Below are 23,187 nucleotides of genomic sequence, written 5' to 3' on the forward strand. Positions count from 1 at the left end.
ACTGGTGAGGCAAAAGGATAAGCTACATCAAGTTCTGGTAGAGCATGGTATAGACATGCTGGCTATGTTTGACCAGGAGTTAAACTTCTTGTACAGTGGAGGTTCCACCTTCAGAATAATGGGCTACTTGCCAGAACAGCTTATTGGCACTAATGCTTTACGCTACATTCATCCTGATGATATTCCCCAGGTTCAGGAAGCGTTAAGGCAAATCTTAACATCACAGGACACTGTTAAACTTTCTAATTTCCGTTTCAGGGATGCAAAGGGAGCATGGAGATGGATAGAGACAACGGTGAGCAATCAGTTAAAAAATCCTAATGTCAGAACGCTGGTATCTAATTCACGAGATATTACCAACAGAGTAAAATCAAGGCTTGAACTGGAAAAGCTTTCTCTGGTTGCAAAGAAGACCATCAATGGTGTCGTGATCTTCGATGCAAACGGACGTGTAGAGTGGGTGAATGATGGTTTTACCAGAATAACTGGCTATACTTCTGCCGAAGCGGTAGGTAAATTCCCTGCTGTTTTTCTTGCTGGGGAAGAGACTGATATGGTCACTATACAAAGAATCAGAGAAAAGTTAAGACAGGATCAGCCGTTTACAGAAGAGGTTATTACTTATAAAAAGTCAGGGCAAAAGATGTGGGTTGCACTGGATTTTACTCCTGTTCTGAATGATCGCGGTGAATTATTAAACGTCATAGCCTTACAAACTGAAATTACTGAAAGAAAACAAGCAGAAATACAGCAGCTAAAATTCACCCAGGACCTATACAGGCAAAACAATGATTTGCAGCAGTTCACCTATGTGGTCTCCCACAACCTTAGATCGCCAGTAGCAAATGTGATGGGATTAGTAGATATACTATCCACGCTTGATAAAGCGTCTGATGAATTCGATATTACGCTTGCCTATCTGAAGAAAAGCACAGGGAAGCTTGATAGTGTTTTGAAAGATCTTAACATGATTCTTTCTTTCAGGGATAAAGAAGAATTTATCGAGATTGTAGCAGTAGGTGTCGCTGAAAAGTGCCAGCAAGCAGTGGAAGATCTTCAGGAACTACTACAAAGAAGTGGTGGTAAAGTAAATATGGATATTGATGAAAGCATTGTTGTCCATGGTAACAAATCTTATATTTATAGTATATTCCACAACCTGCTAACAAACTCAGTAAAGTACAGGTCTCCAAAACGTCCCTTACAGATCGATATTAGGTGTATTAGTAGCGATAGCAATGGCACAACAATATCCTTCCAGGATAATGGATTAGGGTTTGACATAGCGTTAGCAGGTGACAAACTCTTTAAGCTTTACAAGAGGTTTCATGACAATTCCGAAGGAAGAGGTGTAGGTCTGTTCTTGATCAAATCTCATCTTGATGCAATGGGTGGACGAGTAGAGGTGACCAGTGAAGTAGACGTGGGAACAAAATTCTTAATCTACTTTAGGTAAGCTGCATGAAAGCTATGTAAACGGTCACGGAGAAAACACCTTATTATTTGCTTGGTTAGTAGATCTTATATGGAGTAGCAGAGGATTTGAATACCAAAGGATACGCTATATGCTAAGGGAGTGTAAGGGAGTGTAATGTTAACGCTGTCCGATTCTGTCTTGACACCCCGGAGGTTATCAATTTTTCGGCCCCTGCAGATGCAGGTCCAGTGGCAGCCGATCACCATATTTAATGGCTAATTGCTGCACTGTGAAGCTCCAGTTCTGTAAAGGAGCAGTACATTTATTTGCAATGCATTTAGTGCTAGGTATACCAACCTCATAAGAGCTGTATCTGAAGGAAAAGCACCTTCAGTTTTAGTTACTTTCCTCTCCTGCCAGTGGAAACCATGTACGATATTGGTAATGTAGATGAGTTTACGGATGGGGCTTTATATTAGAAGTAACAGCTGATTCTTTCCCAGTTATTATTCCAGGATTTCAGCACTACAGGATACTTCTTTTCCCACTTCTCTGCTAAGTCTAAGAGAATCATTTCTGCTAAATCCTTAGTTTCTGAGCGATAAACCAGCTTCAGGTCCTTCATGAACTCCTTCTAGTCCCTGGAGGCTACATATTTGAGGCTGTTACGAATCTGGTGAATAATAGAACTCTTGATATCAGCTTTAGGATAGACACTAAGAATAGCCTGGCAAAAGCCCTAATAAGTTATCGGTACAGGCAATCAGGATGTCTTTGAGTCCCCTGTTGTGTAGGTCTGTGAGCACTTGTATCCAGAACTGGCACCTTCGCTTTCGGAGACATACATGTCCAGCACTTATTTTTCCCTCTGGATTCAACCCCAGGAAGTTATAGAGGGCCTTATGTCATATCTTACCCTCTTCTTCCAGCTTATAGTGCCCGGGTGGCCGGTGCCACAGCACCTAGCCAGACATCTGCCAGTATGCGCTAGCGCTTCTTTACCAGCTCCGGCTCAAAACTGCTATGGCAATCCTGAGGCGTCTGTATTGCCACCACTCCCAGGCTGCTTTTCAGCGAATTGGTTCATTTGCCGTTGTGAATGTTGCCATCTTCTATATCATTTGACAGATGTGCTTCCATCTCCGCTTCAATGGCTGCTTCTATGAACTCTTTGAGAATAGGAGCAAATGCTCCACCTTTGCCAGACAGGGACTTGCCATTCTTAAACAGTGCTAGGGTACTTCTGCTTTGATGTTTCTAATTTTTCGCTGTTCATCTTCCCTCCATGTTTACTTCTATAATTTTAATTCAAGTGCCATAGAGACAGAGTTCAGCTTACAGTCTCCCTGCTAAAGCTGTGTTAGACTTACTTTTTATCTCTATTGCTCCCTAATTATCGCTTTGATAGTTTCTTCATCTAAGGGCTTTAAGATATATTTCTGCACAATGTCTCTGTGCATATTCACATTTTCACCGTCTTGACTGCCTATATGAGTTGCTAACATATAGATGGCAAACCTACTTCTGTCAATTCCCTGTAGCTTTTTTAACTCTACCAAAAATTCGAACCCATCCATGGCCGGCATATTCAAATCCAGAAACAGTAAATCTTGACCCTGTTCATGCCTGGAAGAATTCTTGTAATGATCAGTGATATAATTAAGTGCTTGAATGCCATCATGAATTGACAGCACCTGTTCAGCAACATGCATGTTTTCTAAAATAGACTGATGCACAAAGCAGGACACTTCATCATCATCAACAAGCAATATTTTTTTTACCTTTTTCATGATAAAATGTTAGCTAAAAAATACAAAGAACGATTAGCCTATAATGTGGTGGAAATTTACCTTAAATATCAATTCTATCATAACTGAAAACTAAGCAATGTCTTTGAGAGCAGAGGTTATGTCTACAAAGCGAGCATACTGCCATGAATTTTATCATTACCACAATTATGATAGAATGCTTACTATTTCTGCTGGGCAAACATGCTTTAGCATGATTTAGTATAGCTTTGTGTTCAATGTCTGTCAAGACTCTTTTAGATCACATCTTTATCTAAGGGGTTGAATAATTACCCTAGGGTTAGCAGTAAAGGACAGGTAAGTACCAGTAGCTAGTCTACCCAACTTACTACAAGCAACAGATGGAGCTGCTATATTGAATGAACAGAGAATAAGCTGAAAACTAGCCGCTTAAGCCTATGTCACGAAAGTGAACCGGGACCTTGGCGGCAAGTTCCAATACAGAATTTAAACTAATAGCAGCTCCAGGTTCTGGTAAAGATCAGCAATATCAGGGGGAATTTAAGTTCGCTGACCAAATACTTAGGATCCGCACAATCCTTACCTATTGTTAGCATAAAGAATACCTAAACATGAGAGCAGGCCATTGTGACGCGGTCATGCTGATCATGAGAAACCAAAGCTCAGTTGACTTTCCCTGGATAACAAGAGCTTCTTTTCTGAATGCATGAATGAGACTTGCTAAAAGTCCTGTAAGACTTACAGAAACAAAGCGATATACGTGTGACTGCATCAGGCCTAACTGTGAAAGTCCATATTAACATTGGGTGGAGACACCGGGGAAGAGCGATTGATAGATGCCTGCTATCTTAGCACATTCTGCCTGCATAGAATTACTTTCTATCATACCCAACGGTAGCTTTCATGAAAAAGAACCACCTCGGGTCTATGACTTAGGCTGTAAACAAGGCCTGGTTTCAGAAAGAAAAGAATTAGCGGAGGGTGACTGATCATAAGGCAATCAATTTTCATTTCCCTATTCAAATTCAGCACAATCTTCCGAAGGATGATATACGCCAGCTCCTTGTTGATATACAAGCCTCGCTCCCAGATGCCCGACATAGGATAAAGCAGCTGCCCCCATCACCATGTTTATAATAACTGTGTAGATCAATAGTGCATTCTTCTTTGTTTTCCAATTCCACCTCAAAGCATCAAGTACTACTGCTAAGGAGAAGAATGCTCCTGAAATATAGGCCCAGCGCAGATGATCTTTGAGTACAGTTGGATCACATATTCTCCGCACTTCGGTACCATAAGCTATTTCTCCGGAGTAGACTGTGATCCATAGGAATAAAGTACCTACCCACAACAGCAATGAATGCGTGAACAGTAAATAGTTAGATATAAAGTGTTTATTCCATATCACCCATGCCAGAGCGATAAAAGGAGCCAGGAGTAACAATCCGAGTGGAAAATGAGCAGTCAGAGGGTGCCATAGCTCTGACCGCCACATAGAAGGAATTTCACCCGTCATGCTATTCCAATATTCTGACGGCAACCGGTTCTAAGCGCTGTCCCTTCTTTTCTACCTCAACTTCGACATTCTGTCCTTTCTGTAGGGCATCGAAGGAAACCGTTTCACCATTCTGTGTGAGCTTGGTTTGATCGGTAAAATATAATTCCAGGGTTTTGCCATCCTGCGTTTCAACATAAATTTCCTGCTCTTCCGTATCTACTCTCTCTGCAGTGCCGGTATAGGTGCCAGAAGGTACTATATCGGTATTTTCCATTTCTGTACTACTACTGTCACCACCGCAAGCTTGAAGTGTTACCAAGGCAACACACATTGCAAACGTGAAAAATAAGTTTCTCATAATTAAAGATTTTAAAGATGTTTTAGCCTATCTCAATCAACCATGGGAGAAGTAAGAAGTTTTCTTTTACTGAAGCCCTGGCAATACAATTGTATAATCAACTGCTGTATCAGAGGCATCAATAAACTAGTTTTTATACTCTGTGCCAGATGCTTATAGGCGAAAAATCAGGACATCTACATGATGCTTTTTATGCTGGAACCACTTTGAAAAAAATTAGTACGGCTTGGTAAGTCTAATGGACCCTAAGCTATGAGTAGCATTGGGTTTAGTTTTCAGCGATCGATAGTCCAGGTTGAACTATGTGGCCATACTACAGCTGTTTTCAGTCATCATGCAGAGCCAAAGACTGGTGTAGTCTTTCCTAATCGTAGAATTCCAGGCTGGTAGTGTGTCTGAATACAGACTATTTGGCGATCTGACTAAACTTCCGGGCTGCTCCTGAAAGATCTGCTGCTATTTCTAGTCCACAATGGTTACTCTCCCTTATACTCCGCCCAAGGTGATTTTTCTCGTCGAGTAGGCCTGGAGGACACTGCCTGGTGATCAATGATCGCCTCCTCTACTATGATTTTTCCGAATTTTAGTGCTTCAAGGGCATAACTGCTCGTGAACCTAGTCGAACATTTAGAGGGTAATCGCGAATCAGAACCTTTTTTTGGCGGCCCGTCGGAATATTCCTTCTGCTTTTCTGGAGAGGGTAGTGTTGCAGCCGTATTTACTGGGAACTACTGTAAAAGAGCAGGATACAGTATAAAACTAGTCAGTGATGAAGCCTTTGATCGCAGGTAGCCCCAGCCGTATTGGTAAAGCCTGATCTGGTGTGGGTCTTTAGGGAGATGGGGGTGACTACCTGCAATTCCGCACTTGGAGAATCGCATCATCAAAACTTCATCTTTTTAGCGCTATTGTCATCATAAATATAAAATCTTTGTTAATTTTCACTTTGATAGCCTGCATCATTTTAGATCATGTTTAAAAATTTTATTATGCAGCAGGGGCTAAACGATTAAGAATGATCTGGCAATTTTGCCACAGCACCCAAGCTTCAGAACTTTCTATGGTTTTCTCGTGATCTTTGTCTAATCTACGGAAGAAATTAAAGGTGCCGAAGGTTCTTTCTCCTATCCATCTCCACTTCACTGGTACAAATCCTTCAGTGGTAGGAGGCTTGGAAGAAATCTCCAGCGCTACTCCTAAAAGGTTCTCTTCCACCCATTTCATGAACTGCTTTTCATAGGCTGCATCAGCGAGTATCTTTTCCATACGATGCATATAGCCTACAAGAGGAGCCACTATCTTTTGCGCCATCACACCATCGCTCAAATTGGCAGCATGAACAACTACTGCCCATACCAGGCCCAAAGTATCTGTGATGACATGCCTTTTCCTGCCATTGATCTTCTTATTGCCATCCACACCTTTACAATGACTGACAAAAGGAGCAGTCTTGATAGACTGTGTATCAATGCAGAACAAGCTTGGCGTCTCTTCCTTTTCCTGCCTTTTTCGCTCCATTTTATTCAAGGCCCAGTTTAGCTTTTCCAGTGTCTCATTTGCTTTCCATGTCCTGAAATAATAGTATACACTCTGCCAGGGAGGAAATCCTTCTGGCATATTCCTCCACTGATTGCCTACTCGTAAGCCCCAGAAAATGCCATCAACCACATCTTTAAGAGCATATGTGCGTTTACGTTGTATGGGAAGATATTCTTTTATAATTTCCCACTGCGGGTCAGTAAGTCTCTGATATTGAGATTGCATAAGTAGATTTGTTTGGTCACTTATTTCTTACGCAACTGACTCGCCTTTTTTACCCCCTCCTCAAAATTTAAACATGCTCTTACCTGAAACTAAATGAAGCCTAAGTTTATTTCGATAAGTGAGTCCATCATTGAAAAGATCAAGTCAGGGGAATTACAGCCCGGTGATAAGATTCCTTCTGAGAATGAGCTGATCAAGAATTTTAAGGTAAGCAACACTACTGCGCGAAAAAGCCTTCTGGAAATTGAATCTAAGGGTTGGGCACAACGCATCAAAGGTAAAGGCACTTTTGTGCTCAACAGAACCGAAGATCATCACATTCTACGTACCCTAGGTTCTATCGATTCTACCCGCAGGGGCTTTGATGAAAGTTTACGGGCTGAAGGCTTTACACCCAAGAATATAGTGCTGGAGAAAACTGTTCTGCAGCATGGCATTTCTTCAGAAATAAGTGGTAAACATTTTATCATTGAGGGGCCTGTGCTAATGATACACCAGCTGCCCTATAAAAAGCAAAGATTGGGGTTGCCATGGGATAATGATCATTGAATGAAAACTTAAGAGGTAAAAAAACTTATTCCTGAAATTAGGATTGAAGATCAGCAGATTATCAGGCACTTTTTGACGTAGTTATTTCATAGGTGGAAAGACAAAATCAATTACAATTATGTGTTGATAGGCAGCTTCTTTTCAAAGTCAAAAAACCATAAGCAGATTTCCTGGTTATACAATTACCTTTTTTCAACTCTTCAATGAGTTAGTCTTCTTTCATTACAAATAGAGGTCGTTTGCCAATCTTTGATTGATAAGCGACCTTTATTTTTTTATGCCAGCAGTTTTTATCAGATGCTATGTGATGGATTCCCATTGCTAACCCAAAGGGGCCAATCAGTTGCATAATCTACATAAAGTAAATCCCAGACCTTTATGGGTGAAGGGTCTGGGACTAACATCTACTTCTAGATCTGTAATCACCAAAACTAACCATGCTTTAAACCATCAACATCAGAAGTAGAAGAAATGGGATATCGGGATATCATAGATATGAAGGAAGCCTCCTCTAAGTTCTTATTCTCTGTAACTACTATCATGTTCAGCGCTTACATGCTTCAGGGTACTGTTCAAATACCAATCTTCTGTATTTTAGAAAATATCCATTTAAATCATAACATAGAATACATCTACGGCTTCATTGATGCAGGCGTTTTACAAAATTTCGAATGCCCTGTCCTCTAGTACAACCGCAGCGGCGGACCGTAGATAGAGGTTACATCGCTCCGGCGATCCAGTCCAGTCTGGGATATCGTACACCCACACAAATGGAGATACTTCTTAACTGTAAATTTTTAGCAGCTTAATCTTTTGTCCACTTTTCTGCTGCAAGTCCAGTGGCTAAGGAAAGGTATCCAAAGGGAAAAAAAAGGGTGGCGATGGGGAGAAGGTTGTAGCTTCTCCTATATAAGATCCGGCTAGCTTGATTTAGTGGTGAGGAAGAAGCTATCGTGCGGCTTCTCTTTCAGCAATGATGGCATCCTGGAGAATTTGAAATCAGGAAGTGGATGTAATAGATTGATTTTCCAACGAATATCAGACATTTTGCGTATATTGCACTATAAATGTCTGTAACCATGTCAGCAGAAGTGATCCATTATGAGCATATTTTTGATGAAGAGGCAGTGCCTGCCATTGAGTCAGGAGGCATCTTTATCATTTACGAAAGCAAACGCACCTCTGCTACCAAAGCTAAATTGGTGAAGCTGGCAGAGGAGCTGGGCTTAAGCCGGGAGGAAATCGCCATGGTAGTGGGGATGACCGGGCGCAACCTGCAGCGCTACAGCAGCAACCGAAAGCTAAGCCAGGAGCAGTATACGAATATGCTGCTGCTGACGCGCCTGTTTATCCGGGGAGTGGATGTCTTTGGTTCTAAGGAGAAGTTTGGGCGCTGGTTGCGCAAACCAGTCAGATCCCTGGGGATGCAGCGCCCCCTGGAACTACTGGATTCAACCATTGGCTACACAGTGGTAGAACAGACCATTGGCAGGATCGAACATGGGGTATTTGCATAAAGGTTTTCTGTCTAATGTTCGTCTATAGAATTACCCGAGAAAGGTGGGCTCGGGACCTAAGTGGGTTTGGCGCAGAGAAGTATCCCGGCCGCTGGAACCTGCCTGACTTCAGGATGCTCTATACCGCTGGCTCTGAATCTCTGGCTACCTTGGAGGTACTGGCGCATTTTGATGATGAAGAAGCCCCCAGTGATCAGCTGGTGGTGGTACTGGAATTTCCAGATAGCCTTATTGAGGTCCTGGACCCGCTTCCGGAAGGATGGGATATCACCCCGGCAGGCCTGGCTTCCAAACATGCGGGTACCACTTTTCTGAAGGAACAGCAGAACCTGGTGTTAAAAGTGCCCTCCGCCATCATCAAAAGTGAATTTAACTACCTGATCAATCCCCTGCATGCTGAAATGGGTAAAGTCAGCATATACAAAACTTACCCTAAGTTCTGGGATGAGCGAATCATTAAAAAATAACAGTTCAGCATTATCTACCAGTTTCAAGATTAATAGTTTGTAAACTTTTACAAAAGTACCCTTCTACGAAAGGGAGAAGGAACCACTCACTACCAGATTGAGCTTGAAATAAACTGACATACGCCATGCCTGCTTTAAAGTTGCACCTTAGGTTGCAAGCAATAGCTGCAGACAGCACACAAAGCATAAGATTAAATTTATTGTGCCGCCAGGTCAAACCAAAGTTACGAAAGGAGCTAAACTGGTAAACGAAGCAGGTAATCACTATATCGGACTTTTCTGAAACCGAAAAACTAAGACTTTCGGAAGGAGCCCTATGTTGTACGAAAATAGCAGCATAGGGCTCTGTTTCATAACGGTATTTTTCACCATTTTTCTTAACACCATGTCTAATCTTAAGCCTCGTTGATAGGATGCTGGCAGTTTCGTCAGCTTATCAATGATATTCATTTGTGGCTGGACATTTGCCTTATTTGATAGTGTATCTGAGATAATGCCTGACGCAAATTCACCAGTCGCATACGTGTTTAGATTAACTTTTTATTGTAAATAACTAATTTCAACCGATCAGCAAGGTGAACTACAGCCGCCAGGGTCTTCCTATTTTCACAATTGTATCTATTCTCACCCTATTTCTCCTGTTTCAGCATGTTGAGCTGTGGGCACAAAATAACACTTCCCGAGCGAACGGTGGGGCCGCCTGGCGGCGGCTACTATGCTTCTTTGAAACGAACTTATCTCGTAAAGCCACTAACAGAAACAAAGGCAAGGGATACTATTAACAGCTTTCTTAGTACATCATTAGAAGCCAGTGAAGGATCGTAAAAAAGAAAAGAGGCTCCACGCCTCCTTCCTATCTGTTGCTACTATTCATTATTAATGATCAATAGCGTGCTTACTAAACTATGACAAAGCAAGCTTATATTTATTGTATAACCACTGCAAATCCATTACAATGCTTACTTGTGCAATATCTGGCAGGTAAGCATAGAAATAGCCTAGGCTGAATGGTTACAACCTAGGCTTTTACAATTTCAGAAGAATAGTACTCATTATTCGGTAGTGTAACCCTTTTTTGGGCATGCAGAATGAGCCATCGATAAAGCACTCGCTCAGGTTCACGCGGACGGCTAGTCATCACCTCTTTCATAAAGGTCCCTTGCCAGCGTCTCCACCACCTTCTGCATCACTCCCTGCTCTTGCCACTGCTGAAATCTTCTGATGTCCGCCGGGGGGGGGCCAGCCGCTGCGGTGGCAAGTTTGGTAAGGAGGATAAATAGCTGGTAAATGGCTCCATTGCGCTCCTATCTTCAAAATCCAAAGTATGCCCTCAAGCACTTCACGTTTGTCTCTCCAGGGCCTGCCTTTGCCATCAGATTACTTTGTTACATCAGGAATCAGGTCCTTAATCTTCTCCCACTGCTTATCTATCAACTTCATGACAAATAAACAACCTCCTACTAAATAAAATCCCTATTTATGAGATAGCTTCTAATCAAAAAGTAGTATAAACCATTTTGTAAATGTCTGAACAACATCTCTTTTCTTATTCTACTGAAGGTGCTTCAATTATTGCCTAATGCTCTTACATAACCTATAAGATAAACAGTAAAGAAATATCCCAGTTAGCGCTAAATGATTTTTGAACTAGACAAAGCCGCTACTAATCATCCGCTACCATGGTCACAACCATACTTGTTCAGAAAGTTGATCCACTTCAGGCCTGTCTGTAAATTAGATTCGCAGCCTTGCAGCCATTAGCACTACCATAGTGACTTAGGTGAAGCGTAAACAGAGAATGAATCCTCTTATATTCAAAGGACCATTTTGGTTTAGATTATACAGCCAAAAATTCCAGACCATTTTGCAATACATTGATTTCTAATTTAATGGGCGAGGGGAGTTCATAAGCTTCGTCATCTATATGGCAATGGATTCCATACCATTCTACTTTAACATGCTGTGCACGGCGAACAGGTAACTGCTTGAGCGTGCCCCTGCTTTTGATGCGATCTTCCAAATATGTTCCAACTATCTCCCGTTCATCTTCACGCACCATTACAATATCCAGATAAGTATCTTCCGGATTGGCATGTGGAGCCATATTCAGGTTTGGACCACTATACTGAATATTCATCACCTCAACAAGAATAAACCTGCCAGATACTCGCTGACCATCTAAATCAATAACACAATAGTGGGCATTGTATTCTTTTAAAATTTCCAGCTGGTGACGAAGTGCGTTATCCAGCTCTTCCCCCCGGGTAATCGCATCATTGCCCTTATCAATGCGTTGCCTGATAAGACGGGGAAACAATCCGAACCCAACGGATTCAAGGAAGAAAGATTCCTCCTTTATCCCTTTAACAACGCCAATGCTAAAAGGCTTTCTTTTGGAAAGATCCCATGCGGCAATGATTGATGCCGGCATTCCTGATATACCTAAATTAGTTGCTATGTTATTAGCAGTACCCATAGGCAGCAACCCGATCGGAATACTTTTGCCAATTAAATATTTGGATATTCTTCTAAGTGTCCCATCCCCACCGGCAATCACAACTAACTCACCGGGAATTTCCAGCTTGAGGGAGAAGCCTTCTTCCTGTATGTCTATATAGGTCGTTTTGAATCCTTTTGTCTGAAGTGCTTCCAGTAATTCCTCACGGGAAATTTGCTCAAACCCGGCACCCCCATTATGCAAAACAGTAACATGTAAAGCCATATCCAGTTAATAAGCCAAAATATAATGTCTGATAGACTTGCATTAACCTCAAAGCAATTGGACTGTTTTTGAAAATCCATAAAATATAAATCAATCAAAATGCGGATATTAATAGCCAATGATGATGGAATTTACAGCCCCGGAATTCTGGCCCTTGCTGAAGTCGCCTCACAGTTTGGAGAGGTCAGGATCGTAGCACCGGATGTCGAACAGTCTTCCATGGGTCATGCCATCTCGGCTCATAAGCCCTTAACTTACAAGCAGACAAAAATTGGTGAGTTCGAAGCGTATCGGGTCAATGGTACCCCAGCCGATTGTGTCGCCCTTGGCCTCTTCCATTGGGATCAGCAGGTAGATGTTGTGCTCTCAGGGATCAACTTAGGAACCAACCTGGGAAATTCTGCATGGCATTCCGGAACCCTAGCCGCTGCCAAACAAGCTGTACTGTTTGGGACCAGGGGGATTGCATATAGCACCCCGGTTACACGAGACCAGCCTGATTTTAGCACCATCAAACCCTTTGTAAAACAAAGCCTGGAGATGCTGCTTCCCCAGCCCGAGCTGTCACTTCTAAATGTAAATATACCTGTACAGGCAAAGGTAATGCGGTGGGCTCGACAGTCTGTACGACACTATGATGGTAAGGTAGTCACTGGAAAAGACCCCTATGGTCGGGAACACTACTGGTTTACGGTAGTTCCTGTCGAGGAAACCGAAGAGGATACTGATCGGTGGGCAGTAGAACAGGGCTATGTCTCCATAACACCTCTTAGTCTTGATCTAACTAATCATGAGGAGCTTAATAGGGCCAGGGAACGGGTTAATTTATAATTTGCAAATCCCTTCCCTGCCTATGAAACTATATTTGTCACTGCTTCATGTCTGTGCCTTTCACGTTATTTACCAAGTTCCCAGCAATTCAATCGATGGGACAGTACTTCAAAATAGTCAATCTGACAAAAAAGCAGTTCATCGATATTGGTGGACTAGGGGAGAATAATAAATTCAGTGGGTTGGGAAGCGGACTGAATGGAGTTGTACTTGGACGACTAATAGCATCACCAGGGCAATGGCGGAATGCCCCAGGACTTTTAAAGCTTTATGGAGACCCTGAAGAGCATGATGTTTATGTTGGCATGTGGGCTGGAGACCGAATAGTAGTTCCTGGTGACTATGATGAACCAAAGAATTACAGTTTATTTCCTTCAACGTACGTGCCAGAAGAAAATCTCTACTTCCATGTATCAGACAATCCAGAATATGAAGACATCACCGATAAGGTTATTGTATGATTAGCAAAGGATGAATGGGCGGCTGAAATGTTAGCTAACAATGCAGTACATCATCAAGTACTACTGCATAAGCTTTCCAACCTCGTGTTCATTGTTAATAATGAAATAGTTAAGAATAGCCTAGATAATGTCCTCGGCTCGAACTGGACTAAAAGATTAAAATAAAACAAGCGTCCCCAAATCTTCTTGGAAAGGGGCTGGCATATGGTTACTTTCACTGTTATTCAACCGCAGCGGCGGCACCTGCTTTATTCAAGAGCATACCGGCAAACTCTACGCGCAGGCAATTGAACTAGCAAAACAAAAGGGGCCTCAACAGGCACTTTCAGGGAGCTGGCAGGCCGGTTGAAAAACTTTTTTGCTTATCTGAATAATCATTTAAAATAGAAGAACAGGAACTGTACCCCCTGATCAATACCCTGGAGGCTGCCAGAAAAAGGAAAAGAAGATTGGTAGTACCCATTGTTCCTCCGGTTAGAAACAGGGTAAAAGAACTGGAAGAGGAACATACACTGCTGGGCAAGGAGCTAAGGAACTTCAGGTCCATCACACAGGAGTATGCCCTGCAGGCCGGGAGCTGCGCCCAATGCAAGGCTCTTTACGACCTGCTGGTAGAATTTGGAAATGAACTGGTCCTGCACATCCATCTGGAAAATAATGTGTTGTTCCCGAAGGTGGTGGCAGTAGAAAAGGAACTGGAGAATCGCAGCCTTTTCGGCAGGTAAGAACCTGGCTACCAGTAGATGCTAAGGAACAACATAAAGAGAGATTATGATTTCAAAATCATGTAAATATGCACTGCGAGCAACCATCTTCATTGCTTCCAGAGCCAGTGATGGGGTAAAGTTAAGTATAAAAGAAATCGCCAGAGAAATAGATGCCCCGGAGTCATTTACTGCCAAGCTCCTGCAGACCCTGAACAAGCACCGCATTGTCACCTCCCTGAAGGGGCCCTACGGTGGCTTCTACAGCGAAAAGGCGCAGCTAGACCTGCCGATCATCAGCATCGTGAATGCCATTGACGGGTTATCGATCTTCCGGGAGTGCGGCATGGGCCTGCATCAGTGCTCTGATCTTCACCCATGCCCCATGCATTTTGAATCTGCGAAAACACGCGACCAGCTAAAGAACACATTTCAGCAGACCACCATAGCCAGCCTGGCCGAAAACCTAAAAGAAGGTTCTGTGTACATCAACAATTCTTAAGGCTGAAGCATACGGACCGATAATACAGACATAAACACATAACTAAAATGGATAATCAAACCAACCCCTCTTCCGATACACCCCTCACCAGCTATAAGTTCTCCGAACTGATTAAGCAGCTCAAGCTGGAAGACAGCTGGAATAAGGGTGGCCGTAGTGCAAAAACAATCTATAAGACCGGAGTAATGAATGTATAAGAATTGCTCCTCCGAGCCTTGGAAATATTTTTGGCAATATCACAAAGCAGAATGAAAGCACTATACAAACAGGTCAATATTCCGGTGTATTTACATGAGCTTCACGGGCAAAGGGCTACGGTCTTTGATCTTTTACTTACTTACTTAGCGGCTGTCGCGACCACAGGGCTGGTCCTTTATGAAGCCCGTCATATAGGGATGGAAACATGGCAAGTTTTCTTGCTGGGGTTTTTAACACTGGATCTGGCAGGAGGAGTGGTGGCTAACTTTACAGAGGGTACAAACCTCTTTTATAAAAACAGCCCCGGAAAGAGGTATTTCTTTATTGCCATTCATGTGCTGCAGCCTCCACTATTGTACTTTACATTTTCAGATCCAGCCAATATGCTGCCCCTGCTGATGATAACGATATATGCTGTGATCGCAATGCTAATCATCAACAGAATCAGGGAGTACTACAAACAACGTATCATGGGTGCGTTTTTATTGGTAATGGGGCTTTCTATTGTCTTTATAGCGCCTTTCAGCCAGCCACTTTTGCTACACCTGGTCTTTCTTTACCTGATAAAGCTACTGCTTGCATTTGCAGTAAGGTGGGAGTAGCATTTCACCCCAGTTAGCTTGTTGATTTTGGCATAAGTGGATTAGGATTTCAAATGACAAGTTTATAGGTTATCTCTCTAATCAGCAGAACATGAGTAAGTATCCAGAACCTACGGTAAGTGCCGTTATTTTCAATCCACTAAACCAGGTACTGCTTTGCAAGTCAGCAAAGTGGAACAACCAATATGTAATTCCCGGTGGACATATAGAACAGGGTGAGAAGATGGAAGATGCCCTACGCAGGGAAGTGATGGAAGAAACGGGCCTGGAGATTTTTGATATTCAGCTTGTGGGCTTACAGGAATGTATCTTTAGCGACACCTTCCTTGAAAAGCGGCATTTTATATTCATAGACTACCTTTGTAAAACCAACTCGTTGGAGGTGGTACTGAATGACGAAGCAGAAGAATGGGTATGGGCAGATTTAGATAAAGTCTTAGATTATGACCTTGGAGGCTACACAAGGCATTTTTTCTCCGCACTGAAAGATAGACCAGCCAAACACCTGAAAGAGGTGCTTTACCAGTATGTTTAACAGCAACACATAAGTCGCTGCTAAAATCTTTTAACAGCAGGTCGATGTCATGAACCGGCATGCAGGGTTACCTGTAAGCCAGCAGCTTCCATTGTAGAACAGAGATCAACAACACCCATGCAAGTCTGGAACCTTCCTTTAGTTTTCAAAGCTTCTGCTGGTTACATGAATTCAGGGGCAGGTATTGAAGTTGTTTCATACCGGGCCGAAAAGGAAACGGAAAAAGCCAGTGTACAACTGAGTACCAACGCTGTAGTTATCCTGCTGGCAGGCATGAAAAAAGTTATTACCCCTTCCGGCAGTATCACGATCAAAGCTGGTGAAGGCTTCTTTCTGAAAAAGGGTAATTACATCATGTCCGAGAAGTTTGCTGTATCCCGCCATTATGAAAGCCTGATGGTATTCTTTGACGACACTGTTGCCAGTAAACTATCGGCTTCCATGCACCCCACAATAGACAAAACTTCTTTACCCCATGCAGAACTACTGAAACTTAATGCTACTGCACATTGTCACTCCTTTGCCTTGTCACTTAGAGCTTATCTTGATATGCAGGGGAGTAAAAGTTTTTTGCATACTTTGCTGGAGATCAAGCTACAGGAGTTGTTTTGGCTGCTGATACATACTGAAGGAGGAGAGGTCTTTCATTTGTTCCTTTCCCAGCTGCATAACAGGGAAAGTCATGCTATTGAACGCTTACTGGAGGAGCATTATAAGACTGCTGTTTCACTGGAGCAGCTGGCGTTTTTAGGCGGGTACAGCTTGTCTACCTTTAAAAGAAGAGTAGAAGAAATATTTCATACCTCACCCCGCAAATGGATACAGGAGCGGAGGTTGCAGGAAGCTTTATTCTTGTTAAAGTCCAGCAGTCTGAATGTATCGGAAGTCTCCATGGAGGTTGGTTTCGATAATGTATCGCATTTTGTGAAAGTGTTCAAGGAAAGATGGGGCTTCACCCCTGGACAGGCAAAATTAAGCCTTATTCCGTAGGTGAGCTATACAGAATATTTATTGAACCACTTGCGATAACCTCATCCTTAGTCCGGGCGCTAGCTTTGTTGTAGGGTAACAGTGTTACATCATAAAGCACATTGGATATGGAAGCAGCTTTCAAAGACTGGTTTGCCTACAATCACCAGGCGAATGAAACCATGATAGGAGTACTACAAAATAGAGGCTTAGGACTGAATAAGGCAATGGAGATCTGCAGTCATATACTAACGGCCCACCAGATTTGGCTTAACCGCATTTATCCCATAGACAAGCAGCAGCACCTGCCCTGGGAAAAGCATGATCAGCTTGAATATGGGGAGATAAATAACCAGAACTATCAGAACACCCTTCTATTTCTGCAGTCTGTGGATATGGGAATGCACCTGGATAAACCGATTCCTTATCAGAACACAAAAGGTGTACCTTTTATAAACAGCATACAGGAAATCTATTTTCATATCCTGGCCCATTCAGCCTACCACCGGGGGCAGCTGACCCTCCTGCTTAGGCAGGCCGATATCGCACCCCCTCTTTCTGATTACATCTTCTTTAAGCGGGATATGCAGTAACAGGAACACCAGGGCTGGTCATTTTACAGCTACTAAAAGTTATAGCCCGCCTTGCTGGTTTAGAGCACCTGACAGTGCGCAATGCCACCCCGGCATGCACCACACCTGTAGTCATGTAGTTGATAAAGGAATAAATAAACAGACTTTTTATTTATGCAGCATCACCTTAGCCTTCACAAAGCACTGGCATCCTTACAGTTGATACCAGATGTATCGTCACCCATGTTTGCACATGGCACGCTGCTTGTTGAACTTTACAAGCCACATCTGGTGGACCGGCAGACACCACATGAAAGAGATGAGGTGTATATTATTGCGTCGGGAAGCGGAAGATTCAGGCTTGAAGAGAATATTGCGGAATTTAGAACCGGTGACTTTTTATTTGTTCCGGCCGGCGCGCGGCATCAGTTTATAGATTTCACTGCTGATTTCAGTGTCTGGGTACTGTTTTATGGTCCTCCCGGCGGAGAGGAAGGCATTATCTTTAATTTTCTATCCTGAAGCCTGTCACACAGCAGCTACAGTTCACCACTCATCATTTAGGACAAATGAAGCAAAAAACAATCCTGATCACCGGGGGAAGCCGGGGCATTGGTGCTGCTACAGCAGTATTGGCGGCAGCCAGGGGTTACCAGGTAGGCATCAATTACCTGGAGAACGAGATAGCGGCAGAGCGTACGGTAGCATTCATCAAAAGGAACGGAGGAAGAGCAGAGGCCTTTGCCGCGGATGTATCTTCAGAAAAAGAGGTTGTGGCGCTTTTTGAAAGTATTGACAGCCGCATGGGCTACCTCCACGCCCTGGTAAATAATGTCGGTATTCTGGAGCCCCAGATGCGAGTGGAAGCCATGGGAGGGGAGCGGTTACAACGAATCTTTTATCATAATGTGATCAGCTGTTTTATGTGCTCCAGGGAAGCCATCAGAAGAATGTCAACAAAGAGGGGCGGGGCAGGTGGGGCCATTGTTAATGTTTCCTCCATTGCTGCACGTACCGGCGCACCGGGCGAATATGTAGACTATGCTGCTTCCAAAGGGGCTGTGGATACTTTTACCCTGGGGCTTGCAAAAGAGGTCGCTGATGAGGGGGTACGGGTTAATGGAGTAAGGCCTGCCTTTATTTATACCGATATTCATGCTAGCGGGGGTGAACCTGACAGGGTTGACAGGATAAGAGAAAGTATCCCGATGAAAAGGGGTGGAAAACCGGAAGAAGTAGCACAGGCCATCTTGTGGTTACTTTCAGGCGAAGCTTCTTATTCTACCGGTACCTTTATTGACATCACCGGTGGAAGATAGATTTTCATGGGATTGATCATTGTAAACAAGCGAATATTCTTTATCTACAGGCGTAGTATCTCTTATAATTTTTGGGGAAGCGATTTCTTTTTTAATGATTGCAGCTCCAAGCTTTTTTTCTGGATGGTGTTATGGTGCAGGCAACTGATCCAAAGATTATAAATATTATTAGATACAAAGGCAAGTTAAAGAGGTATGGCTATGAAACAGGTAAAGTGGTTTGACAGAAGCTTCAATTTTGAGTCATCGCAAAATTTATTTCCTTCTATCCTGGAGCGTCTTGCTGGAACTCCTATCCGCCTGGAGGAGAAGTTTAAAACAATTGCTAAGGAAGTCTTAACTGTAAGGGTAAACGGAAGCTGGACGATCAAGGAAAATGTTGGCCATTTAATCGACCTGGAGCCTCTCTGGCAAGGTCGTCTTGAGGACATTATGCATGGTAAAGCAGAACTAAGGGAGGCTGATTTACAAAACACCCAAACCAGCCTGGCAAATCATGATGCCAGACCCATGGATGAACTGTTGAGCAGCTTCAGGCAAATCAGAGAAAAAACCCTTCACCGGTTAGATGCTCTTGGGGAGGAAGAGGTATTTATGGCTGCGCTGCATCCTAGGCTAAAAACACCGATGAGGACATTATGCATGGTAAAGCAGAACTAAGGGAGGCTGATTTACAAAACACCCAAACCAGCCTGGCAAATCATGATGCCAGACCCATGGATGAACTGTTGAGCAGCTTCAGGCAAATCAGAGAAAAAACCCTTCACCGGTTAGATGCTCTTGGGGAGGAAGAGGTATTTATGGCTGCGCTGCATCCTAGGCTAAAAACACCGATGAGGACATTGGACCTGTTCCTGTTCGTAGCAGAGCACGATGACCATCATCTGGCCAGGATAACTGAATTGAAGAAATTGATAAGCAGTCAGAAATAGTCGGCCGGCACATGCATTCTTTTCGAAATTGTAACACCTGCAATCATGTTTACTTCAGCTAATGTTATGACTAATCTTTTTTTGCCTATGCATAACCGGCTGGGAAAAGTATCCAGTAAATCTGTATTCAAAGTGGCAGATAATATGAAAACAGTGATAAATTCTTGGATGTGTAGGTCCTGTCTGTTCTGTGGAGTGGGACAGCATTGACAACACCTTTCGTCCGATCAGCTTTCTGCCATGACACATTGAAAATGAATGCACCGTAGTGACTTTAAAACATCAGTATGCCTACCTGACTGCGTGCTTAAGCATTATGGCAAAGTAAGCTTAATGGCTGCAGGAGTTCTTAAACAAGGAAACCCTGATCGATAACTGGATAAACACTGACTTCAACCAAATTTTTATCCGGATCAAGGAAATAGACAGACGTTATTGTACCACACGCGCCGTTTTTCTGGACAGGTCCTTCTATAATTTCAATGCCTTGCGTATGTAAGTGCTCCATGATTTTTGGCAGGGGCCATTCAGAAATGAGACAAAGATCTCCTGACCCAACAGATGCTTGATTTCTTGACTCCTGCCCCAAAAGCTGAAGGTTAATTTTCTGATGACCGAATTTTAATGCTTTCCGCCCATTCGGATAAGAGACGGCCTCCATCAGCAAAACTCTGCTATAGAAACCCAGGGAGCGCTCTATGTCCTCTACAGTTAAGACAATATGATCAATGTGTGAAATCATACATTACATTTTGAACTTAATGCATCAGCACTGATGGGGAAGAGCCATTTTCTTTGTTACTGCTGTCCTTTTCAGTGTGCTGAAAAATATTTCAGCGTATTGTTCCTCTTACAGACTCATCATGGAAAGCAAAACCATTTTACATGTTAAAAAGCTTAGGTAAAGCTGCTAAAATTGTGAGACTTCAAGAAATCTTCATTTTCACCAAACTTGAGAAACACCAACAGCCAGGACCTGTGACATGATGCCTTTCAGTACAGGTATCCAAGTTGAAACTTCATATTTTTGACTGACAACATTAGCCCATAGACTTTGTGGAGCAAGTCCATTTCTCCAATCTTATAGAAAAGGATCAGGCAACTGGTATCAGAGACTATGGCGGTGGGCATTCTTTATATCCTCGTCAAGTTCGTCAGCCGGATAGTTGAAGACGGAAACTCCATAGTCGGCCAACAGCTCCATGAATGTCTCTTTTGAGTATCCTACCATGTCAGCGGCTTGGCCAAGGGTAAGCTTTCCTAGTTCATATAGCTTAGATGCTAAAGCCATTCTTGCTTCTTTATCATCTAAATCTACAGTGTCTGGTATTTGTATCGTTAGCGTCCTCATAATCCTAAGTTAGGTATTTTATCTTTGAACGACGATTGATGCGCGCAGTTCTTAGCTTGGCTACAATCGAGTCACGCGAGGGAATTTCACCCCCACGTTCTCACGGAACCGTACGTGAAAGTCCCGGCGGGGCCCGCTCCCTTCATACGGCTCTTCTTGTTTAATCACTAATGTAGTAACATTTTGGATGTGCCAGTTCCTTTTTAGGTAATTGGCACTAATCTAAAGGTCGACCCCGCTTGTTTCTAGCTGTCTAATCGTCCCATTTCTGGTTGTTACATAGCCAAACTAAACAAGTCAGGCCCTTCGCTCCAGCTCCATTACAGAACCTTCATCACTACTATGATCTGATCCGCCACCACTATCTCACACTATCCTTGTGTGACTGCTTCCTTCTTCAGTTAACAGTGCAATAGTGGCTTCCGCTTCGGCGGTCCGATCTTGTTCTCCCGCAATAAGCGGGATAAACTTCCATAAGCCTGTGCTGCATTCCTGCCACCTTTACCCGGGGGCGCCCAGCCCGTATGCGGCGTGAACAGAAATCAGGACATCCTTCACGCTCCCTTCACAGATGTAGACGTAGCACCTGCTTTCGGCATTACTTTAATCCTAACGAGGCTTCTTAGGTGGTTCAGACTGGGCGTCCCCAATTATTCAGCTCCTCAACACACCCCTACAGGAATCTCTGTTCCCATTTTTCCTTATCGCTCACCACCAAAGGCAGTTACTCCTCCAGCAGCATAAGGTGGTTTGCAAACTCCCCCTGACGGGCGTCTGCGGAAGTCCAATCCTCTTCTTCTGAAAGTAAGCCTGCCAGCCCTTTCACTCGGCCTCCGCACTTGTAGCTCCTTCAAAACAAAAGTCTTCCATCTTTTGTACAGCATCCTATCCCCACTATTGCAGGAGTCAGCTCAAGACAAACACGTCCATTGAATAAAGTAGGGGCTGGTCACCGGCTTTTGTTTGAAGTACGCAACAGTTGCTTTCTGCACTATCAGTGGCTGAAAGCGCTGGGGGCATTTGCTTTATTCTATTGTGGCTGTTGCACAACACTTCTAAGATAGCAGGAGTTGAGAAAGGAAACAAATCCTCACAGCCATGCAAGGGCGACACAAGTTTCGGGATAAAGTTGTGCTTGAGTTTTGTTTATCTGATCATGTACCCAGGCACAACCTCTACTACCGGCTAAAGCAGTTGCTTGAGCTTGGTTACCTTTATGATCAGACCAGGCACTACTACGGCAAGTGCGGTCAGAAGAGCATAGACCCGACAGTGTTCTTCAAGCTCTGTTTGATACAGCATCTGGAAAATATTGACTCTGACAGAAAGCTGCTGGAAGTGTGCAGCTTAAGACTGGATCTGCTATATTTCCTTGGTTACAACCTGGGCGAAGAGCTTCCCTGCCACTCCACACTTTGCCGTACCAGAAAGCTGCTGCCCAGGCAGGCTTTTGATAAGCTCTTCAACCACATCCTCTCTCTCTGCATTGATTCGGGTATGGTAGCGGGTTCCGTTGCAGCAGTAGATTCTGCCCTGATCAAAGCCAACGCTTCCATGGATTCGCTGGAGCTAAAAGTAGCCCAGGAAGAACTGGAAAAGGAGCTACAGAAAGCAAGGCCGGTGATCTCCACTGCCAGAAGAAAGGCAAAAGAAAACAAAGCCAGCCTTGAAGAGCAAAGCCTATCTGCCTCAAAAGAAGAGCTCCAGGAATTAGAAAGCAGGCAGGAGAACTGGCACCAGAAGCAGCTTACTTCTCCAGCAGGCAGCTTAAAACAGGCCCGCTTCACCTCCAATAAAACCCATTACTCACCTGTAGACCCTGATGCCAGAATAGCCGTAAAGCCAGGCAAAAGAAGGCAGCTCTGCTACTTCAACCAGTTAGCAGTGGATACCTTCCATCATGTTATTGTACATACACAAGCTGATCTGGCAGATCAAAAGGATAGTCAGTGTCTGCCCAGGATACTGCAGAAAACCATAGAGAGACTCCAATCCTTTGAGCTTGGCTTACAAGCTCTTTTAGCTGATGGAGCCTACTGCTCTGGCGAAAACTATGCCCTTTTGGAGAAGCTAAACATCCAGGCCTATATTCCTGTACATGGCACCTACAAAGGAAGTCCTGAAGGGTTCACCTACAACAAAGGAGAGGA

The 23,187-nt window shown here is 43.5% G+C and carries 25 protein-coding genes and 2 pseudogenes; 18 read left to right on the forward strand and 9 right to left on the reverse strand.

Translation table 11 applies throughout. The features are described from left to right. Positions 1-1,456 (forward strand): PAS domain S-box protein (locus KWJ01_RS02995; protein WP_224994879.1); only part of this gene is annotated, 1,456 nt, incomplete at its 5' end. 177 nt (positions 1,457-1,633) lie between these two features. Here KWJ01_RS02995 and KWJ01_RS03000 read toward each other — a convergent pair. From KWJ01_RS03000 to KWJ01_RS03020, 5 genes and pseudogenes are all read right to left on the reverse strand, one after another. After that, positions 1,634-2,647: pseudogene (locus KWJ01_RS03000) on the reverse strand (transposase). Between the two features lie 149 nt (positions 2,648-2,796). Next, a complete protein-coding gene (locus KWJ01_RS03005) occupies positions 2,797-3,207 on the reverse strand; it encodes a response regulator (protein ID WP_224994881.1) in 411 nt (136 codons plus the stop codon). A gap of 994 nt (positions 3,208-4,201) precedes the next feature. Then, entirely contained in the window at positions 4,202-4,702 is a 501-nt protein-coding gene (locus tag KWJ01_RS03010) for a DUF2231 domain-containing protein (RefSeq protein WP_224994882.1), read from the reverse strand. A gap of 1 nt (position 4,703) precedes the next feature. Beyond that, complete coding sequence (locus KWJ01_RS03015) at positions 4,704-5,042, reverse strand: hypothetical protein (protein WP_224994884.1); 339 nt, start codon at positions 5,040-5,042, stop codon at positions 4,704-4,706. Between the two features lie 987 nt (positions 5,043-6,029). Then, entirely contained in the window at positions 6,030-6,806 is a 777-nt protein-coding gene (locus KWJ01_RS03020; RefSeq protein ID WP_224994885.1) for an IS5 family transposase, read from the reverse strand. A 93-nt stretch (positions 6,807-6,899) separates the two neighbouring features. On the opposite strand from KWJ01_RS03020, the gene KWJ01_RS03025 reads away from it, so the two are divergent. The 3 genes from KWJ01_RS03025 to KWJ01_RS03035 all read left to right on the forward strand — a co-directional run bounded on the left by KWJ01_RS03025 (position 6,900) and on the right by KWJ01_RS03035 (position 9,339). After that, positions 6,900-7,355 carry a GntR family transcriptional regulator gene (locus tag KWJ01_RS03025; RefSeq protein ID WP_224994886.1) on the forward strand — a complete coding sequence of 152 codons (456 nt, stop codon included), beginning with the start codon at positions 6,900-6,902 and terminating at the stop codon, positions 7,353-7,355. Between the two features lie 1,079 nt (positions 7,356-8,434). After that, positions 8,435-8,872 carry an antitoxin Xre/MbcA/ParS toxin-binding domain-containing protein gene (locus KWJ01_RS03030; RefSeq protein WP_224994888.1) on the forward strand — a complete coding sequence of 146 codons (438 nt, stop codon included), beginning with the start codon at positions 8,435-8,437 and terminating at the stop codon, positions 8,870-8,872. 14 nt (positions 8,873-8,886) lie between these two features. Next, positions 8,887-9,339, forward strand: a complete 453-nt coding sequence (locus tag KWJ01_RS03035; RefSeq protein WP_224994890.1) for an RES family NAD+ phosphorylase — start codon at positions 8,887-8,889, stop codon at positions 9,337-9,339. 1,146 nt (positions 9,340-10,485) lie between these two features. Here the strand turns inward: KWJ01_RS03035 and KWJ01_RS28240 are convergent. Further along, positions 10,486-10,698: pseudogene (locus KWJ01_RS28240) on the reverse strand (transposase); the annotation flags it as partial. A 478-nt stretch (positions 10,699-11,176) separates the two neighbouring features. Further along, positions 11,177-12,061, reverse strand: coding sequence for a diacylglycerol kinase family protein (locus KWJ01_RS03045; RefSeq protein ID WP_224994894.1), 885 nt, complete (start codon positions 12,059-12,061; stop codon positions 11,177-11,179). A gap of 99 nt (positions 12,062-12,160) precedes the next feature. Here KWJ01_RS03045 and surE point away from each other — a divergent pair, with 99 nt between their 5' ends. The 13 genes from surE (at position 12,161) to KWJ01_RS03110 (ending at position 19,686) form a co-directional block, all read left to right on the forward strand. Continuing rightward, positions 12,161-12,892: a 5'/3'-nucleotidase SurE gene (gene surE, locus KWJ01_RS03050; RefSeq protein WP_224994895.1), complete on the forward strand. Its 732-nt coding sequence runs from the start codon at positions 12,161-12,163 to the stop codon at positions 12,890-12,892. A gap of 95 nt (positions 12,893-12,987) precedes the next feature. Beyond that, positions 12,988-13,353, forward strand: coding sequence for a hypothetical protein (locus KWJ01_RS03055; RefSeq protein ID WP_224994897.1), 366 nt, complete (start codon positions 12,988-12,990; stop codon positions 13,351-13,353). A gap of 383 nt (positions 13,354-13,736) precedes the next feature. Beyond that, on the forward strand, positions 13,737-14,078 hold the full coding sequence (locus KWJ01_RS03060) for a hemerythrin domain-containing protein (RefSeq protein WP_224994923.1): 342 nt from the start codon (positions 13,737-13,739) through the stop codon (positions 14,076-14,078). 46 nt (positions 14,079-14,124) lie between these two features. Beyond that, complete coding sequence (locus KWJ01_RS03065; RefSeq protein ID WP_224994899.1) at positions 14,125-14,559, forward strand: Rrf2 family transcriptional regulator; 435 nt, start codon at positions 14,125-14,127, stop codon at positions 14,557-14,559. Positions 14,560-14,606: 47 nt separating this feature from the next. Further along, positions 14,607-14,756 carry a hypothetical protein gene (locus tag KWJ01_RS03070; protein ID WP_224994900.1) on the forward strand — a complete coding sequence of 50 codons (150 nt, stop codon included), beginning with the start codon at positions 14,607-14,609 and terminating at the stop codon, positions 14,754-14,756. Between the two features lie 198 nt (positions 14,757-14,954). Next, positions 14,955-15,359 (forward strand): hypothetical protein, encoded by a 405-nt coding sequence (locus KWJ01_RS03075; protein WP_224994901.1) that lies wholly within the window; start codon positions 14,955-14,957, stop codon positions 15,357-15,359. Between the two features lie 91 nt (positions 15,360-15,450). Further along, positions 15,451-15,894 carry an NUDIX domain-containing protein gene (locus KWJ01_RS03080; RefSeq protein WP_224994902.1) on the forward strand — a complete coding sequence of 148 codons (444 nt, stop codon included), beginning with the start codon at positions 15,451-15,453 and terminating at the stop codon, positions 15,892-15,894. A gap of 117 nt (positions 15,895-16,011) precedes the next feature. After that, positions 16,012-16,884 carry a helix-turn-helix transcriptional regulator gene (locus KWJ01_RS03085; RefSeq protein ID WP_224994904.1) on the forward strand — a complete coding sequence of 291 codons (873 nt, stop codon included), beginning with the start codon at positions 16,012-16,014 and terminating at the stop codon, positions 16,882-16,884. A gap of 107 nt (positions 16,885-16,991) precedes the next feature. Then, a complete protein-coding gene (locus KWJ01_RS03090) occupies positions 16,992-17,456 on the forward strand; it encodes a DinB family protein (protein WP_224994906.1) in 465 nt (154 codons plus the stop codon). A gap of 153 nt (positions 17,457-17,609) precedes the next feature. Continuing rightward, entirely contained in the window at positions 17,610-17,957 is a 348-nt protein-coding gene (locus tag KWJ01_RS03095; RefSeq protein ID WP_224994907.1) for a cupin domain-containing protein, read from the forward strand. 47 nt (positions 17,958-18,004) lie between these two features. Next, complete coding sequence (locus KWJ01_RS03100; protein ID WP_224994909.1) at positions 18,005-18,754, forward strand: SDR family oxidoreductase; 750 nt, start codon at positions 18,005-18,007, stop codon at positions 18,752-18,754. A gap of 201 nt (positions 18,755-18,955) precedes the next feature. Then, the gene (locus KWJ01_RS03105; RefSeq protein WP_224994910.1) at positions 18,956-19,414 is read left to right on the forward strand and encodes a DinB family protein; all 459 of its coding nucleotides are present in this window, start codon (positions 18,956-18,958) and stop codon (positions 19,412-19,414) included. Further along, on the forward strand, positions 19,393-19,686 hold the full coding sequence (locus KWJ01_RS03110; RefSeq protein WP_224994912.1) for a hypothetical protein: 294 nt from the start codon (positions 19,393-19,395) through the stop codon (positions 19,684-19,686). Before KWJ01_RS03105 ends, KWJ01_RS03110 begins: the two co-directional genes overlap by 22 nt. A 349-nt stretch (positions 19,687-20,035) precedes the next feature. Here KWJ01_RS03110 and KWJ01_RS03115 read toward each other — a convergent pair whose 3' ends face one another. Then, entirely contained in the window at positions 20,036-20,428 is a 393-nt protein-coding gene (locus KWJ01_RS03115; protein WP_224994914.1) for a VOC family protein, read from the reverse strand. A gap of 366 nt (positions 20,429-20,794) precedes the next feature. Beyond that, complete coding sequence (locus tag KWJ01_RS03120) at positions 20,795-21,037, reverse strand: UPF0175 family protein (RefSeq protein ID WP_224994915.1); 243 nt, start codon at positions 21,035-21,037, stop codon at positions 20,795-20,797. A 1,098-nt stretch (positions 21,038-22,135) separates the two neighbouring features. On the opposite strand from KWJ01_RS03120, the gene KWJ01_RS03125 reads away from it, so the two are divergent. Then, positions 22,136-23,187, forward strand: a 1,052-nt coding sequence (locus KWJ01_RS03125) for a transposase (RefSeq protein WP_224994917.1), incomplete at its 3' end; no start/stop codon positions are given.

Source organism: Cesiribacter sp. SM1 (assembly GCF_020178975.1).
GTDB lineage: Bacteria > Bacteroidota > Bacteroidia > Cytophagales > Cyclobacteriaceae > Cesiribacter.

What these genes read in the sequence shown, in the direction of transcription:
- KWJ01_RS03005 (WP_224994881.1), bottom strand. Translation starts at nt 3,207, where the DNA reads ATGAAAAAGGTAAAAAAAATATTGCTTGTTGATGATGATGAAGTGTCC.
- KWJ01_RS03010 (WP_224994882.1), bottom strand. Translation starts at nt 4,702, where the DNA reads ATGACGGGTGAAATTCCTTCTATGTGGCGGTCAGAGCTATGGCACCCT.
- KWJ01_RS03015 (WP_224994884.1), bottom strand. Translation starts at nt 5,042, where the DNA reads ATGAGAAACTTATTTTTCACGTTTGCAATGTGTGTTGCCTTGGTAACA.
- KWJ01_RS03020 (WP_224994885.1), bottom strand. Translation starts at nt 6,806, where the DNA reads ATGCAATCTCAATATCAGAGACTTACTGACCCGCAGTGGGAAATTATA.
- KWJ01_RS03025 (WP_224994886.1), top strand. Translation starts at nt 6,900, where the DNA reads ATGAAGCCTAAGTTTATTTCGATAAGTGAGTCCATCATTGAAAAGATC.
- KWJ01_RS03030 (WP_224994888.1), top strand. Translation starts at nt 8,435, where the DNA reads ATGTCAGCAGAAGTGATCCATTATGAGCATATTTTTGATGAAGAGGCA.
- KWJ01_RS03035 (WP_224994890.1), top strand. Translation starts at nt 8,887, where the DNA reads ATGTTCGTCTATAGAATTACCCGAGAAAGGTGGGCTCGGGACCTAAGT.
- KWJ01_RS03045 (WP_224994894.1), bottom strand. Translation starts at nt 12,061, where the DNA reads ATGGCTTTACATGTTACTGTTTTGCATAATGGGGGTGCCGGGTTTGAG.
- surE (WP_224994895.1), top strand. Translation starts at nt 12,161, where the DNA reads ATGCGGATATTAATAGCCAATGATGATGGAATTTACAGCCCCGGAATT.
- KWJ01_RS03055 (WP_224994897.1), top strand. Translation starts at nt 12,988, where the DNA reads ATGGGACAGTACTTCAAAATAGTCAATCTGACAAAAAAGCAGTTCATC.
- KWJ01_RS03065 (WP_224994899.1), top strand. Translation starts at nt 14,125, where the DNA reads ATGATTTCAAAATCATGTAAATATGCACTGCGAGCAACCATCTTCATT.
- KWJ01_RS03070 (WP_224994900.1), top strand. Translation starts at nt 14,607, where the DNA reads ATGGATAATCAAACCAACCCCTCTTCCGATACACCCCTCACCAGCTAT.
- KWJ01_RS03075 (WP_224994901.1), top strand. Translation starts at nt 14,955, where the DNA reads ATGGAAACATGGCAAGTTTTCTTGCTGGGGTTTTTAACACTGGATCTG.
- KWJ01_RS03080 (WP_224994902.1), top strand. Translation starts at nt 15,451, where the DNA reads ATGAGTAAGTATCCAGAACCTACGGTAAGTGCCGTTATTTTCAATCCA.
- KWJ01_RS03085 (WP_224994904.1), top strand. Translation starts at nt 16,012, where the DNA reads ATGCAAGTCTGGAACCTTCCTTTAGTTTTCAAAGCTTCTGCTGGTTAC.
- KWJ01_RS03090 (WP_224994906.1), top strand. Translation starts at nt 16,992, where the DNA reads ATGGAAGCAGCTTTCAAAGACTGGTTTGCCTACAATCACCAGGCGAAT.
- KWJ01_RS03095 (WP_224994907.1), top strand. Translation starts at nt 17,610, where the DNA reads ATGCAGCATCACCTTAGCCTTCACAAAGCACTGGCATCCTTACAGTTG.
- KWJ01_RS03100 (WP_224994909.1), top strand. Translation starts at nt 18,005, where the DNA reads ATGAAGCAAAAAACAATCCTGATCACCGGGGGAAGCCGGGGCATTGGT.
- KWJ01_RS03105 (WP_224994910.1), top strand. Translation starts at nt 18,956, where the DNA reads ATGAAACAGGTAAAGTGGTTTGACAGAAGCTTCAATTTTGAGTCATCG.
- KWJ01_RS03110 (WP_224994912.1), top strand. Translation starts at nt 19,393, where the DNA reads ATGCATGGTAAAGCAGAACTAAGGGAGGCTGATTTACAAAACACCCAA.
- KWJ01_RS03115 (WP_224994914.1), bottom strand. Translation starts at nt 20,428, where the DNA reads ATGATTTCACACATTGATCATATTGTCTTAACTGTAGAGGACATAGAG.
- KWJ01_RS03120 (WP_224994915.1), bottom strand. Translation starts at nt 21,037, where the DNA reads ATGAGGACGCTAACGATACAAATACCAGACACTGTAGATTTAGATGAT.